The following is a 15,091-nucleotide window of genomic DNA, read 5'->3' as shown; positions in this document are numbered from 1 at the left end:
TTTTTCGTCTCAAAATCAAGTTAAAAAACTATAACCAACGTAGTAATAACCCCCCAGGGGGCTTGTGGAGCGGATTTCACAATGCTATCCTTTCCATTGTGTGAGGTAATTCAGGCACAATGGAGGATACTATATTATGAAGAAAAAGTTTTTAGCAGCACTTCTTGCTGCAACCATGACACTATCAATGGTAGCTTGTGGTTCAGGTGCAAACACACAGACAACAGAAACTGAGACAACTACTGAAACACAGGCGACAACATTTGATGATCAGACAGCTGACGCAAGTCAGTCTACAGCTACAGGTGAAAAGATTCTTCACGCTGCAGCATCTTTTGCTTATCCAAGTCTTGATGTACACAAGGAATACTATGGATGGTACACATCTATTTATGGAGTTTCAGAGGCACTGTTTAAGCTCGACGAGACCATGAGCGCTGTTCCATGCCTTGCTAAGGACGCAGTTGCAGATGGCAGCACATGGACAATTACACTTAATGATGGAGTTCAGTTCTCAAACGGAAACCCTCTGACAGCTGATATGGTCATCAGAAACCTTCAGCGTCTTGCTGCAGAGAACAGCAGATTTGCTTATCTTGGCGATTTTGAAATGACTGCTACAGATGACAAGACAATCGTTATCGATACAAAGGAAGTTTATCCTACTCTTAAGAACGACCTTGCAAGCCCCGAGTGCGGAATGATCGATCTTGATGCAACAACAGATTTTGACAACGCACCTGTATGCACAGGACCATTTGTTGTTACAGAGTTTATCCCTGAGGGAGACGTAACAGTAGCAAAGAACGAAAACTACTGGGGCGGAGATGTTAAGCTCGACGGCGCTGTATTCTACTACATGCAGGAGGATGATCCCAAGCTCCTTGCTATGCAGAGCGGCGAGATTGACTGCTACAACAGCGTTTCATCAGCAGCTCTTGAGGTTTATAACCAGAGTCCTGATCTGTACGATGTAGTTTCAATTCCAGGTGCACGTCTCCAGTTCTACATTCTCAATGAGAATACACTTGATGATTCTGTGAGAGAAGCAATCAACCTCACTGTTGATAAGGACAAGATTGCAGAGTACCTTTCAGGTACAGTATCTGCAGCAGTTGGACCATTCTCAACATCAGCTGCTTATGGCAAGGTAAATGTTCCTGCAGTAGATACAGCCAAGGCAAAAGAGCTTTTGGAGGCCGATGGTTATACACTTGGAGCAGACGGCATCTACGAGAAGGATGGTAATAAGCTCAGCATCAGCATTGCATACTATGCAGCAAGATCTCTTGATACTCTTGCAATCCTGATCCAGGAGCAGCTTAAGGCTGTTGGCATTGATTCAACACTTAGAGTTGAGGAAGATCCTGATGCTACTTACATTGCTAACGCAGACTTTGATCTTGCTCTTTACTGCATGATCGCTGATAAGTCAGGTGATCCTCTCTATTTCATTGACTCAACTCTTTCAGATGGAGCTTACTACAATGTGGGTGGATTTGAGAGTGCTGAATGCCAGAGCATGATTGAGCAGCTCAGAACTGAGACAGATACTGCAAAGAGAGCAGAGCTTGCCAACAAGATTGTTCAGATTGCTATAGATGACAATGCATTCGGATATGTTGGACTTTTCAATAACACTACAGTTCTTCGCAAGGGCGTAAGCGGATTTGCTGAGTATGTTCCTTTCGATTTCTATGGAGTAGATGCAGAGACTGACATTAATGGCTAAACAAATACTTAAAAGGATCCTGGGACTTGCCCTGATACTTTTAGTGCTGAGCTTTCTTGTGTTTGGCATAATGTATCTGGCTCCCGGTGACCCTGCGGAAAAGAGACTCACCTCCCAGGGTGTGGTGGTCACAAAAGAAATACTGCAAGCGGAGCGGGAGAGGCTTGGCCTCCTCCGCCCCTTTATCGTTAGGTACGCGGAGTGGCTTTCGAATGTTCTAAGGGGAGATTTTGGTGTTTCCTTTAAGGATGATCTTCCCGTTGCACCAAAACTGATAAAAGGGCTTAAGAACACATGTGGACTGGCTTTAACCAGTCTGCTTTTGGCGCTTATAATCTCTTTTCCACTGGGAATATGGTCAGCGGTCAAAAAAGGGAAATTGGTAGACCATATCGTCAGGCTCCTTTCATTTATAGGTAATTCCCTTCCGAATTTCCTGATATCAGTACTTTTGATGTATCTGTTTTGCATACATATCAAGGTATTTCCTGTAATTGCAGATGGAAGTATCAAAGGACTTATGCTGCCTGCACTTTCTCTGGCAATACCCATGGCAGGAAGGTTTACAAGACAGATTAGGAGCGAACTCCTGGATCAGCTTGGAGAAGAGTATGTTGTGGGAATGAAGTCCAGAAAGGTTAAGGGCAGATTTATTCTTATAAACAATGTCCTTAGAAACAGCCTTGGACATATACTTACAATAATCGGCCTTCAGATCGGAACCCTGATGGGAGGCAGTGTTGTTATTGAGAATATATTCAGATGGCCGGGTATCGGCAAACTTGTGATGGATTCCATAACAGCCAGGGACTACCCTGTGATCATGGGCTTTGTGCTTATTATGGGAACAATCTATGTTGTTATAAATCTGATAGTTGATATTACCTACAGGCTTTTGGATCCGAGGTCTTTTTAATGAACCATAAACGGAAAAAGATTAACAGAATAAAAGTAATAATATCTGCAGGTGTTGCACTGCTTTGGGTGCTTATAGCTCTTTTCGCAAGTGTTATCGCACCTAATGACCCATATGCAACAAGCGCATCAGCCATAAGGTCAGCTCCGTCCGGGGAATTTCTGTTTGGAACAGATAACCTGGGAAGATGCGTGTTTTCAAGAGTTTTATATGGAGCAAGGACAACTATAGCAGCTACATTTATATTGGTTGCGATTTCTTTTATCCTTGGAAGCTTTATCGGAGTACTTAGCGGATATTATGGCGGAATATTGGATGAAATTATGATGAGGATTGCCGATATTATGCTGGCATTTCCTCAGATGGTAGTAGCCATCGCGGTTGCGGGCATTCTTGGAGGAGGACTTTCAAGTGCCATGATCGCGCTGGGAATAACTATGTGGACCGGTTTTGCCAGACTTGCACGGAGTCATACTTTTGCCATAAAGAATTGCCCCTACGTGCAGGCTGCGAAATTGGCGGGAAAGAGTGGGCCGGCTATAATGATGGCCCACATACTTCCCAATATAATAGCACCACTTCTTACAAATGCCCTTACACAGATAGGAACCACTATGATAGGTATCTCGGGCCTGTCTTTTCTGGGGCTTGGAGTTGTGCCACCCACTGCTGAGTGGGGATCAATGATCAATGAGTCCAGGGCGTATATACAGATAGCACCTTGGGCTGTGCTGTATCCGGCAATTGCTACCATAGTCACCATCATAGTATTTAACTATCTTGGGGACTGCGTCATGGAATATAGAGATGAGGATTAAGCATGGATACAATACTTAGGATAAACAATCTCTCTGCCGGCTATGGCGATGAGAGTGTTATAAATGATATCTCTTTTGATGTGGAAGCAGGTAAAAGAGTCTGTATCGTCGGCGAGAGCGGAAGCGGTAAATCTACGCTTCTTAAGGCTATTCATGGCTTTGGAGGCGTGACTAAAACATGCGGAAGTATAGAGACTAAAAAAGACATTTTACTTGGCATTGTGCCTCAGAATCCCGGTGGATCTTTTAATCCCATAAGGACTTACAAGGCACAGATAATGGAGGCGCTAAAAAGTAATAACATCGACTTTAAAATAGATGAAGTTGAGAATACACTCCAAATCCTGGGACTTAATGATGCTAAAAGAGCGCTTGCATCAAGGCCTTATGAGCTGTCAGGGGGCATGAACCAGCGTATGGCCATTGCCACAACAATGCTCTTGGAGCCGGGAATTTTATTATGCGATGAGGTTACAAGCGCCCTGGATGTTAAAACAGCAGGGATGGTTGTGGAGCAGCTTCTTGAGATCAACAAACTAAAGGGTACTACCATTTTGATGGTTACCCACCATTTGGGTATTGCATCCAAAATGGCTGATTACATTGGAATCATGAAAAGTGGCAGGATGCTTGAGTATGGCCCTGCAAAAGAGATCCTGGAGAATCCACAAAACGAGTACACAAAGAATCTCTTGAAGGCCGTACCAAGACTGAAGGTGAGCTGATATGCCGGATTCAGATATAATTTTAGAAGGAAAAAATCTAAATAAAAGCTACGTTGATAAAGGCAAAAAATTACAGGCTTTAAAGGATGTGAGTTTCTTCCTGAAAAATGGAGAGATCCTTGGAATCGTCGGCGAGAGCGGAAGTGGAAAGAGCACCCTTCTTCGTCATGTCAGCTGCCTGGAAAAGCCTGATAGTGGAAATCTTTATTATAAGGGAACAGAGTATACAGGTAAGTCGCCGGCCTTTGCCGGAACTTTTCTGCAGATGATATTTCAGGATGCCCAGATGTCTTTTGACCCAAGAATGAAGATGAAAAAAGCCGTTGTGGAAGCTACAAAGGGCTGTGACCATGAAAAACTGTCACGAATCCTTGAGGCCGTTGGGCTTGATGAGAGTCTTTTGGAGAAAAAGGCAGGAAGCATGTCCGGAGGACAGTGCCAGCGAATGTCAATTGCAAGGGCACTGTGTTCTGATGCCGGGATTATTTTGTGCGACGAGGCAACAAGTGCGCTGGATGTTACAACTCAGGCCCAGGTAGTAGCTCTTTTGCAGCAGCTGAGGGAAAAAGAAGGGGTGTCGATCATATTTGTCTCCCACGACATTGCTCTGGTGAGCATGCTGTGCGACAGGATAATGGTAATGAAAAACGGAGAGTGTGTGGAAGAGGGAGAGACCGGTAAAGTCCTCGGGAATCCACAACATGAGTACACAAAAGAACTACTCGAGAATCTGATCGAATAACTTAGTATTAGAAAGATAATTGGGGTATATGTAGTAATATGACTAAACTTATGCAGATTCCTTTTGAGGAGGAAGCTGAAGATATCAAAGATAAAGTAGTGACCTATTGGTCAAAGAGAGCTGAGAGCTTTAGTGAGCACAAACACGAGGAGATCCACAGCAGGAAAAAACAGCTGTGGCAGGCGGAGTTTTTAAGGCACTTTTCAGCTGATGATAAGTTGTCTGTTCTGGACGTTGGATGCGGAGCCGGCTTTTTCGAAATGGTGTTGTCGGATTTTGATTTTGATGTGACTGGGGTGGATCTTACGCTTGAGATGATCGAGAAGGGAAAAGAGCTGCTTTCGCGCCATGGAGCAAAGGCGCGCCTTATGGTTATGGACGCAGAAAAACTGGATTTTGCCGATAGCTCTTTTGACCTGGTGATAAATAGAAATCTTGTATGGACACTTCCGCATCCGGTGGAAGCCTACATGGAGTGGCACAGAGTGTTAAAGCCGGGAGGAATGCTGCTTGTGTATGATGCGGAGTATGCAAAGGGATTTCATCACTATGATCAGATGCAAAACCTTGCCCACAAAAATGTGACCGACGCCATGGTAGAGGAGTGCCACAATATTTACCACATGTTATCTATCAGCACTTTGGACAGACCGGAGTGGGACAAAGCTGCGCTTGAAAAAATCGGTTATGAAAATATAGTTACTGATCTTGGGGCGGGAGACAGACTCTATAGCGAGAAAGACCAGTTTTATATGCCTGACAGGATGTTTCTGGTAAAGGCGCAGAAAGCAATAGTCTAATAATATGAATGGAGTTTGAGATGAGAAGAGGAATTGATACTACAGATATGATGGTATATGGCCACGAAGCCTGGATAATCACTGACAAGAGTGTATATGAGCCGGGGGAAGAAGTCTGCGGAATAATGAGGTGGGGACATCACATGAGGCCGGACGGATTCTTTCGCCTTGATGAGATAAGAGCCTTTGCCACAGATGAAAAAGGAAACAGAATAGCAATAACACCGGTAAAGGGCCCGGGCGATGAGCAGGGAGACTACTATGAGCTTCGCTTTACGCCAGTTTCTGAGGGCATTTACACCCTTATGTGTATCTATGACAACAATTATGTAAGAGATGAAAAAGACGTGTATTACGAGGGCGACAGAAGGACATATCCTGATATTCTTGATGCCAAGAACTATCCTCAGATATATGTGACAAACATAACCGTTGGAGATAAGAAGGGAACTCCCGAATTTATCCATGAGTCCAGAGTAAGCTTCGTTCCCGATCCCTGGGAAGCAGACACCGATGTGCTTCATTTAAAGCTTATTCACGACAAATTCCCGCTTAGGGGATCCACGGTAGTTGTTGTGTTCTATGATGGAAAAGAGTATTTTGAGAGAATCCTGAACACAGATGAGGAAGGCAGGATATTCTTCTCAGTGGAGAAAAAGGGTGTGTATATGGCCGTTACAAGAACTCCGCTGGCGGAAGGGATTCCCGGAATCTATGACAGCAAAGAGATAGCTTCAACATTCACATACGTTAAAAGGTAATACAAAAACAGGATGCGTTTAACATGCATCCTGTTTTTGTATTACTCCGTAGGTCACCATGGGACCATTCTTGATTATGCTAAGAGACGAGCACTGGTGGATCAGAACTCCGTCAGTATCGGCAATGGCTGTGTGAAGGGGGCTTCCAAAGTAATCCCTTATCTCACCAAATATATCACCTTTTGAAAATTTCTCTCCCACCTTTTTCTCCGGATACCAGCAGCCGGTGAATGGGGCATCATCACTGAATTCTCTGAGTTCTGTCTTGGGATATGTCTTGTACTCTCCTTCAATAAGACCAAGGAATTTCAAAATGTTCAGCACATCCTCTTTGTCTGCCTGTACCTCATCCTTTGGAAGCAGGCTTAACTGACCGCGCTCTATTAGAACACTGGGGATTCCGGCCATGGAGGCTGTGTTGTAGGCGCCTTCGGTGGTGCAGGTACTCTTTACGCAGTAGGAGGCGTTGACGCAGTCTACCATCTTTTTTGCAATATCGCTGGCAGGAGAAGCTCCCACGTAGTATGCGTAGGGGATAAGAGTCTCGTATCCGTCTCCGCTGTGCAGGTCAATGTAAGCATCAGCGTTTTTGATAAAAACATCAAACAGAAGGCTTGCCAGGCGATCGGCGGCTGAACCATCCTTGTCTCCCGGGAATACCCTGTTGAGATTCTTGCCATCCTCATAAACAAGGGACATGGTTCTGTTTTCAAAACCTGACCTGTTGGCTAAGGGGATGATGATAAGATTTCCTGAAAGGTCTTTGGGAGAAATCTCATTAGAGAGCTCAATAGCTGCCTGAATGCCGACATATTCTGCGTTGTGAATGCCAGCTGTGACAAGAACGGTTTTGCCCGGCTTTTCTCCGCAGATGATGATGTGGGGAATGTGTATCTCAGTTCCGCCGACATGTATATGATCTTTTATCGTCTTGCCGGAGGTAAGTTCGTGTCCGGCTATACTGATTTTTTCCATAGTCTTAAACCTCGCTTCAGAGGCAAGGTTATCATGATATGAGAGGGGCTTTCAAGCCCCCCGGGGGGTTGCTGTTTGCAAGATTATAAAAAGAGAATAAACTTTAGGGATGTATCTTGACACGATGTCAGAATAACTATATAATTCAAATTGACACGGTGTCAGAATAGGAAATATGGAGTACAGATATGCCAAAAGGATCCCCAGAAAGAACCGCAGCAAGAAAAGAAGAAATCATAAACGCTTGCGAGAAACTCTATCAAACCATGAGCTTTAAGGACATAACACTTAAAGAGATCGGGAGCGAAACCTCTTTTTCAAGACCCACCATATATAACTATTTCCAGACAAAAGAGGAGATATTCCTTGCGCTGTTTGAACGTGAGTATGTGAGATGGAATGAGGAACTTGAGTCTATCCTTCAGGACAATGAAAGCCTTACGAAGGAGCAGATCGCTGAGAAACTTGCATCGTCCCTCGCAAACAGAATACAGCTCTTAAAGCTCCTTGCCATGAACAATTACGACATGGAGGCAAACAGCAGGCATGAACTTCTCATATCTTTTAAGGTGGCTTATGGTCAGTCACTGAAGAACGTGGGCATGATACTTACCAAGTTCTGTCCTGAGAAATCGGAAAAAGAGATCCGGGATATCATATATGTCTTTTTCCCGTTTATGTTTGGTATATATCCATACACTGCTGTAACAGACAAGCAGCAGGAAGCCATGAAACAGGCAAATGTGGACTATGTATATCAGTCCGTTTTTGAGATAACCAATAACTGTCTGCTGAAGCTTTTGTAAAGCAAGGCAAACTCATGCAAAACAACAAAGAAAAGGAGAATAATATGTCAAAGAAAAATATTGGAGCAACACTTGCATTATATCCCAGCCCTGTGATCGTAGTTGGGGCAATGGTAAATGATAAACCTACATGGACCCTTGTGGCTCATGCCGGAACAGTAGCGCACAGTCACCTGATGGTATCTCTGGTACAGGCTCACTATATCAACAATGGTATCCGCGAGAACAAAAAGCTTTCCGTAAATGTAGTTGATGAGTCATGGCTTGCCAAGGCAGACAAGATGGGAACAATCAGCGGAAACAAAGAAGATAAGTCCGAAGCTTTTGCATGGACTATGGGTGAAAATGGAGCTCCTATCATTGATGAAGCAAAGGTATCCATTGAATGCGAAGTCGATGGAAACTATGAACTGGAAAACTTTGACAACTTTATCTGCAAGATTCTTGCGACATATGCAGACGAAGCTGTTTTGAATGAACAGGACAAGATCAATTACCATGTCTTTAAACCGGTATTGTTTGAATTCCCGACCTATGAGTATTTCGTTACCGGAGACAAGGTCGGAAACTGTGGAAAGATGCAGTAGACAGAAAGGAGCACGACGATGAAATACACAAAACTTGGTAATTCAGACTTAAACGTATCACGTATCTGCATGGGCTGCATGGGATTTGGAGATGCTACAAAGGGACAGCACAGCTGGACACTTGATGAAGAGCATTCCAGAGAGATCATCAAAAGAGGTCTCGATTTGGGCGTTAATTTCTATGATACCGCGATAGCTTATCAGAGCGGAACCAGCGAGCAGTTCGTCGGCCGTGCTCTTAGGGATTTTGCAAAGCGTGAAGATGTAGTTGTTGCCACAAAATTTCTTCCCAGAACACCGGAAGAAATTGAAAAAGGAATATCCGGCCAGCAGCATATTGAGAACATGGTAAACACAAGCCTTCAGAATCTTGGAATGGACTATTTGGATCTGTATATCTATCATATGTGGGATTGGAATACAGACCTCTATGACATTATGGATGGTTTAAACCGCATCGTGAAAGCAGGTAAGGCAAGATATATCGGCATTTCAAACTGCTTTGCATGGCAGATTGCCAAGGCTAATGCGCTGGCAGAAAAAGAGGGCTTTGCTAAATTTATTTCAATCCAGGGCCATTACAATCTTATTTTCCGTGAAGAAGAGCGCGAGATGGTTCCATATTGTGAAGAAGAGAATATCGCGCTTACTCCTTACAGTGCACTGGCAAGCGGAAGACTTTCAAGAAAGCCCGGCGAAGGCAATACAAAGCGCGCAGCTGAGGACACCTATGCGAAGTTTAAATATGATACTACAGCAGAGCAGGATGCAGTGATCATAGGTCGCGTGGCAGAACTTGCAGAGAAGCATGGCGTCACAATGACAGAAGTATCGCTGGCGTGGCTCTTGACCAAGGTGACAGCTCCTGTGTGCGGAGCAACCAAGCTTCACCACATCGAAGACGCAACAAAGGCAGTGGATCTGGAACTTTCAGACGAGGAACTTAAGTACCTTGAAGAGCCATATGTTCCTCATTCGCTGGCAGGTGTTATGGCACAGAATAAAAGAACTGATGCGTCGAAAAAACACGTGTGGACTACAGGCGCACAGAAAATATTAGGAGGCGAGAAATAAGATGGCAGAGAAAATCGTACAGACAGCAGGAAGAGAGCAGCTTGGTGAGTTTGCACCAATGTTTGCGCACTTAAATGATGACGTCCTTTTTGGGGAAGTCTGGAATGAAGAAGCGATTGATGTTAAGACAAAATGCATAATCACTGTAGTTTCGCTTATGGCTTCAGGTATCACGGATTCATCTCTTTCGTACCATCTTCAGAATGCCAAGGCACACGGCGTTACCAAGGAAGAGATCGCAGCCATCATCACCCATGCCACCATGTACGTTGGCTGGCCGAAGGGATGGGCAGTATTCCGCCTGGCAAAAGAGATATGGAACGAATAAAGGTTACTGAAAGAGCTGACGATAGCTCTATGCTACTTGGAATTTGGCGTCAAAGTAGTAAAATATACTTTGGTTAGCATGCGCTAACTAATAAGCCAAAAGGAGTATGAAAAATGCAATTTGAAGAAATGGGGAATATGTCCGGTAAAACGCTCATGTTATTGCCGGGTACATGTTGTGATTATAAACATCGTGCGAGAAAACCCCTTCCGATGAAATCGGTTGTGGGATGAATCGCACTAGCTATTCTTTTTGTATTTCCCCGTCTTAATGTATTTACGTTTGTGTTCTTCTGTTCGCTGATCTTCAATGTATTTCTTAACAGTATCAAGAGAAACACTTCCTGTAGTGGCACAGAAGTAACTTGCACTCCAGAAAGGTGAATCTCCCCAGAGGTATTTCTCAACGTGTGTTCTATATGTATTTCTCACTTCTTTGGATAGCTGTGATTTTAACGAGTTGATGAGTTTTACAGGAGCCACATCAGGTGGCATGGAGATCAGCAGATGCATGTGATCGACATCTGTCTCAACGGAAATGAGTTCGCTGTTCATGCGTCCACAGAGGTAAGCGGCGTAATTCTTCATGAAATCACCGATCTCATCTGTGATCACTTTCTTCCTATACTTGGTTACAAAGATCACATGGTAAGTAAGTTTGTATACGGAATGTGAGCCTCTTCTGTACTCGTTCAGGATATCTGATTCTGCTATTGATTTTTGCATAAATTTACTCCATATCTAAAGAGAACATACGTTTGCTTATTTCTGAAAAGTGTGCTATAATACTAACTATAGAATACTGATAAGGAACTTTCAACCGTGTACAGAACAAGGCAATACCGGATAAGCAAAAACCACATACTCTATGACTATTGCAGGGATATCTGCAGATCATCAGCCATTCTGTACAACAGGGCAAATTTCATCTTAAGGCAGTATTCGTCATCAGTTGATTCAATGGCTGAGTTCAAGCCTCTTTTTCCAAATCAGATGATAGTGTACAGACTTGTAAGGGAGAACCTTTCAGGGACTAAATATCTTGGTGATAGCAAATGGCTATCATACAATGCATTGGACCATCTGCTGAAGGTTACAAGGGATAAGGCATACTATGCCCTTCCAGCGCAGGCTAATCAGCAGATATTGAAACTTCTTCTCAGAGACTATAAGTCTTTCTTTGAAGCTGTAAAAGTATATGGCAGGAATCCTGGGGCATTTACTGGTCGCCCCAAGATGCCGGGATATATGTCACAGGGATCATTCAAGACAGCTGTCCTGACTAATCAGATATGCAGGATCAAGGATGGGTATCTAAAGTTTCCGGGGACAAAGGATAGGCTGTCTCTTGGCCAGCTCTCGGAAGAAGTGCGCCTTAAGGAAGTACGTATAAAGCCCGGCGGAAACAGTTTTGTCCTGGATGTAGTCCTTTCAGTGCCTGATAAAGGGATAATCCCCATGGCTGATAAGGATATCCTCTCTGAGCTTTCGGAGGTAGCGGATCTGAAGGACCTGAGGGTGATGGCTATCGACCCGGGAACAGACAACATAGCTGCTGTAGCAAACACTTTTGGTGCAAGACCATTTGTGATAAAGGGAGGGGGGATCAAGTCAATCAACCAGTTTTACAACAAAGAGATGAAAAGACTCTCTTCCTGTGCCATGATATGTAACAACAGGTACAGGACAAGAAAGATGAATGCTCTTACTGAAAAGAGGAACAGGAGGATAAAGGATCAGTTCCATAAGGTGAGCAGACAGCTTGCAGACTATGCAAGGGATAACCATGTGGACGTTGTAGTGATGGGACATAATACATACCAGAAACAAGAGATAGGTATAGGACATGTCAATAACCAGAACTTTGTGCAGATACCAATGCTGATATTTGCAGACATGCTCAGATACAAACTTGCTGAATATGGTATAAGATTTGTCCTCACAGAAGAAAGCTACACATCCAAGGCAGACTATCTTGCAAAGGACTATATCCCTGTGTATAAAAAGAATAGCCCTGAAAGCTACTCTTTTTCAGGAAAAAGGATACAGAGAGGGCTATACAGGCACTACGATGGTACAATAACAAATGCAGACATAAATGGAGCTGCAAACATCTTAAGGAAAGTATTCCCAAAGGTAAGCCAATGGGATAGGGGCATAGTGGACATGCCCTGTTCTGCAGGATGCATAGAGCATCCTACAGGTTCATGCTGCCATGCGGCATAACAGAAACCCTTTCCGACGTGGAGTCGGTGAGGGGAGTTCATGGAGGCCAAAGTATGAATATATCGGTATTTGGAGCTGGGGATGATAGGATAAAGAGCGCATACCATGCCTCTAAGAATATCTATGACAACGTACTTACCCAGGGCAGCTTTTTAAGCAAACTTTATATAAACTTCTTCTGGAGCGGAACTGATGATATCGAGGTTGCAAACAAGATATTATCATATATTCCCGAAGACTTTGACGGAACGATTCTGGATGTTCCTGTAGGCACTGCGGTATTTACAGAGAAGAAGTGGAAGAGCCTGACTAAGGCAAATATCATCTGCCTGGATTACAGCGAAGATATGCTGGATCAGGCAAAAGGCAGGCTCAGTGACTGCAGCCATATTTCATTTGTTCAAGGGGATGTAGGAAAGCTGCCGTTTGAAAACGGAAAATGTGATGTGGTTCTTAGCATGAATGGTTTTCATGCTTTTCCGGACAAGAAAAAAGCGTTTCGTGAAACGTACCGTGTCCTGAAAAAGGGTGGAAGCTTCATCGGATGTTTTTATATCAAAGGAAAATCAGGGCGTACTGACTGGCTGGTAAAAAACATACTGACAAAGAAAGGCTGGTTCACACCGCCGTTTCTTACTGAAGAGAATCTGCTCAAGGTCCTTCACAAACTGTACTCTGAGGTCGAGTGCCACACGGATGGATCAATTGCGTATTATAAGTGTAGGAAGTGAGGAAGGGATAATACAGTAAAGGGTGTCACACAGGGTTAAAGCTGGTATAATGAAGCTGAGGCATATTAAAGGTTCATGGCATGTCCACGAGGGTGATGCTAATGGAAAGAAAATCAATCCTGATAAAAGACACAACAAAAGAAGAACGCGAACAGATAATAAAGAACTCCCTCGACTGCGGAGGCGGATGCGAGAACTGTTCGTCCTGCTGGCTCGGCGGAGGAAGTCCGTGGGATATTTATCAGGACTATATTGATGGCAAAAAAGAGATACGCGAAATCAACATGGAATACATGGAGAAGTACCGCCAGGACAGACAGATTCACTAAGAGGACCTAAGGCCTATGAGAAGTGCACCCGAGATAAAAGACTCTACGGCAGAAGAGCGCAGAGCATATATAAAAGAGAGATTTCCCTGCATCGCAGACTGCGATATGTGTGGACTCTGCAAAGTTTTCCGCGGAAAAGACGCAGAGACAGCATACGCAGATTATATCAATGGAGACAGGGACTTTTTGGATGTGTCAGCTGATTATAAATGATGGTTTGAGCATGATTATATTAGACTCCTTTTAGGATATACAGATTTTTCCTAAGAGGAGTTTTTTATATGCCAAAAATTATTGTTGACATATGTGTTCAACACTCATAGAATAATTATAACAGTATTGCACAACACTCATAGGAGGATGAAAATATGCCAAGAGTTAATCTGTCACTTCCGCAGGATTTATATGATCGCATTGAGGGAGCGGCCAAGAAAGAGAACATTACAGTTAACTATTACATTTATGGGATGCTTGAAGAGAAATTCAGTAAGAGAACTACATACGACTATACAGTAGCAGTGGGAGAGATGATCAAGGAAGCCAAGAAAATGGATAAAGAGTTTACATTGTCGGATTTACCAACTTTTTCTGATGTAAGCGAGATTCTTGTCGAGAATGATATCAAGGAATCTCCTGCACAGGTTAGGGCACGCCTTGGCAAGATGTTCAATGAAGCAGTAAAAAAAGGTACAGCTAAGGGGATTGAGAGAGCCACGATAACAAAAGACGGAGAAGAGCAGTTAAAGTTCTATTGCAGAGCTGCAGTATATATGAATAAGTTTAATGAATTGAAAAAGAAAAAATAGAAAGGTGATTTGACACCTGTAACGTTACGGGTTATATTTTGAAGGCGAAGATGCTTATCTCGTAGATTATATGGATTATCACTGAGGAAGGAGGAAAGAGATATGACTAGAAGACCTACACATCCCGGAAGTGTGTTTTTGGAAGATGTAATGAAACCGTTAAATTTAACAGTTACTGATGCTGCAAGGATGCTTGGAGTGAGCAGAAAAGCATTGTCTGAGTTTGTTAATGAGAAGGCATCTCTCAGTCCTGAAATGGCGATAAGGATAAGCAAGGCAACTAATACCTCTCCAGAGAGCTGGATGAATATGCAACAGAAACTGACTTTATGGATTGCTCAGCAAAACGAGCCATCAAATGTTATTCCTTTTCCTCGTAATGCAGTAAAAGAAGGTTGACACAAGACTAACTATTAAAGAAAGTCAATAAAAATGTTTTAAAACAGAAATGTTTTAAATATAGCGACGATGACTTATTCATCGTATTCAGCACCTTGAAAACTGCATGACAAATAGAGCATCGTTTTAGATGCTCTTGAAAGAAGATTTGTATGGAATTAGTTAAGCTGCTTTGTTGTATGACTGATGAGATTTCTCAAGCTGATATATCAGTCTCACGAGCTTCTTCGTTGCATGGGATACAGCAACATAGTAGTGCTTTCCTTCGGCTCGCTTTTTTGCAAGGTAAGCATTGAATGTCGAATCCCAATGGCAGACGTAAATAGTGGCGTTAAAC

At 43.3% G+C, this 15,091-nt stretch carries 18 protein-coding genes and 2 pseudogenes; 17 read left to right on the top strand and 3 right to left on the bottom strand.

Features of this window, described 5'->3' with window-relative positions:
- Positions 1-136 precede the first annotated feature (136 nt).
- From G589_RS0113410 to G589_RS0113380, 7 genes are read left to right on the top strand one after another with little or no spacing between them, the layout of a single operon-like run.
- Positions 137-1,732: an ABC transporter substrate-binding protein gene (locus tag G589_RS0113410; RefSeq protein WP_026522500.1), complete on the top strand. Its 1,596-nt coding sequence runs from the start codon at positions 137-139 to the stop codon at positions 1,730-1,732.
- The gene (locus G589_RS0113405; protein ID WP_026522499.1) at positions 1,725-2,648 is read left to right on the top strand and encodes an ABC transporter permease; all 924 of its coding nucleotides are present in this window, start codon (positions 1,725-1,727) and stop codon (positions 2,646-2,648) included. Before G589_RS0113410 ends, G589_RS0113405 begins: the two co-directional genes overlap by 8 nt.
- Positions 2,648-3,466 (top strand): ABC transporter permease, encoded by an 819-nt coding sequence (locus G589_RS0113400; protein ID WP_026522498.1) that lies wholly within the window; start codon positions 2,648-2,650, stop codon positions 3,464-3,466. Before G589_RS0113405 ends, G589_RS0113400 begins: the two co-directional genes overlap by 1 nt.
- Before the next feature lie 2 nt (positions 3,467-3,468).
- Complete coding sequence (locus G589_RS20000) at positions 3,469-4,191, top strand: ATP-binding cassette domain-containing protein (RefSeq protein ID WP_035776143.1); 723 nt, start codon at positions 3,469-3,471, stop codon at positions 4,189-4,191.
- Between the two features lies 1 nt (position 4,192).
- The gene (locus tag G589_RS0113390) at positions 4,193-4,933 is read left to right on the top strand and encodes an ABC transporter ATP-binding protein (RefSeq protein ID WP_026522497.1); all 741 of its coding nucleotides are present in this window, start codon (positions 4,193-4,195) and stop codon (positions 4,931-4,933) included.
- A 38-nt stretch (positions 4,934-4,971) separates the two neighbouring features.
- A complete protein-coding gene (locus tag G589_RS0113385; RefSeq protein WP_051192391.1) occupies positions 4,972-5,733 on the top strand; it encodes a class I SAM-dependent methyltransferase in 762 nt (253 codons plus the stop codon).
- 20 nt (positions 5,734-5,753) lie between these two features.
- Positions 5,754-6,494, top strand: a complete 741-nt coding sequence (locus tag G589_RS0113380; RefSeq protein ID WP_026522495.1) for a DUF4198 domain-containing protein — start codon at positions 5,754-5,756, stop codon at positions 6,492-6,494.
- Between the two features lie 18 nt (positions 6,495-6,512).
- Here the strand turns inward: G589_RS0113380 and G589_RS0113375 are convergent, their stop codons facing one another.
- Complete coding sequence (locus G589_RS0113375; RefSeq protein WP_026522494.1) at positions 6,513-7,469, bottom strand: succinylglutamate desuccinylase/aspartoacylase family protein; 957 nt, start codon at positions 7,467-7,469, stop codon at positions 6,513-6,515.
- Positions 7,470-7,657: 188 nt separating this feature from the next.
- Between G589_RS0113375 and G589_RS0113370 the strand changes: the two genes are divergently transcribed.
- From G589_RS0113370 to G589_RS0113355, 4 genes and pseudogenes are all read left to right on the top strand, one after another.
- Complete coding sequence (locus G589_RS0113370; protein ID WP_026522493.1) at positions 7,658-8,275, top strand: TetR family transcriptional regulator; 618 nt, start codon at positions 7,658-7,660, stop codon at positions 8,273-8,275.
- Between the two features lie 44 nt (positions 8,276-8,319).
- Complete coding sequence (locus tag G589_RS0113365) at positions 8,320-8,862, top strand: flavin reductase family protein (RefSeq protein WP_026522492.1); 543 nt, start codon at positions 8,320-8,322, stop codon at positions 8,860-8,862.
- An 18-nt stretch (positions 8,863-8,880) separates the two neighbouring features.
- Entirely contained in the window at positions 8,881-9,936 is a 1,056-nt protein-coding gene (locus tag G589_RS0113360) for an aldo/keto reductase (protein ID WP_026522491.1), read from the top strand.
- A 1-nt stretch (position 9,937) separates the two neighbouring features.
- Positions 9,938-10,255, top strand: a pseudogene (locus G589_RS0113355) (carboxymuconolactone decarboxylase family protein); the annotation flags it as partial.
- A gap of 248 nt (positions 10,256-10,503) precedes the next feature.
- Here the strand turns inward: G589_RS0113355 and tnpA are convergent.
- Complete coding sequence (gene tnpA, locus G589_RS19995; protein ID WP_051192390.1) at positions 10,504-10,989, bottom strand: IS200/IS605 family transposase; 486 nt, start codon at positions 10,987-10,989, stop codon at positions 10,504-10,506.
- Positions 10,990-11,085: 96 nt separating this feature from the next.
- On the opposite strand from tnpA, the gene G589_RS0113345 reads away from it, so the two are divergent.
- The 6 genes from G589_RS0113345 to G589_RS0113320 all read left to right on the top strand — a co-directional run bounded on the left by G589_RS0113345 (position 11,086) and on the right by G589_RS0113320 (position 14,754).
- Entirely contained in the window at positions 11,086-12,489 is a 1,404-nt protein-coding gene (locus G589_RS0113345; protein WP_026522490.1) for an RNA-guided endonuclease InsQ/TnpB family protein, read from the top strand.
- A gap of 53 nt (positions 12,490-12,542) precedes the next feature.
- Positions 12,543-13,220, top strand: a complete 678-nt coding sequence (locus tag G589_RS0113340) for a class I SAM-dependent methyltransferase (RefSeq protein ID WP_026522489.1) — start codon at positions 12,543-12,545, stop codon at positions 13,218-13,220.
- A 101-nt stretch (positions 13,221-13,321) separates the two neighbouring features.
- Entirely contained in the window at positions 13,322-13,549 is a 228-nt protein-coding gene (locus G589_RS0113335) for a hypothetical protein (protein ID WP_026522488.1), read from the top strand.
- Positions 13,550-13,564: 15 nt separating this feature from the next.
- Complete coding sequence (locus G589_RS0113330; RefSeq protein ID WP_026522487.1) at positions 13,565-13,762, top strand: hypothetical protein; 198 nt, start codon at positions 13,565-13,567, stop codon at positions 13,760-13,762.
- 155 nt (positions 13,763-13,917) lie between these two features.
- Positions 13,918-14,355 (top strand): hypothetical protein, encoded by a 438-nt coding sequence (locus G589_RS0113325; protein ID WP_026522486.1) that lies wholly within the window; start codon positions 13,918-13,920, stop codon positions 14,353-14,355.
- A gap of 102 nt (positions 14,356-14,457) precedes the next feature.
- Entirely contained in the window at positions 14,458-14,754 is a 297-nt protein-coding gene (locus tag G589_RS0113320; protein ID WP_026522485.1) for a HigA family addiction module antitoxin, read from the top strand.
- A 162-nt stretch (positions 14,755-14,916) separates the two neighbouring features.
- On the opposite strand, the pseudogene G589_RS22440 reads toward G589_RS0113320, so the two are convergent.
- Positions 14,917-15,091: pseudogene (locus G589_RS22440) on the bottom strand (IS110 family transposase); the annotation flags it as partial.

This window comes from Butyrivibrio sp. VCB2001, from assembly GCF_000423965.1.
GTDB lineage: Bacteria > Bacillota > Clostridia > Lachnospirales > Lachnospiraceae > Butyrivibrio.
This window is presented reverse-complemented; position numbering and strand designations above follow the sequence as displayed.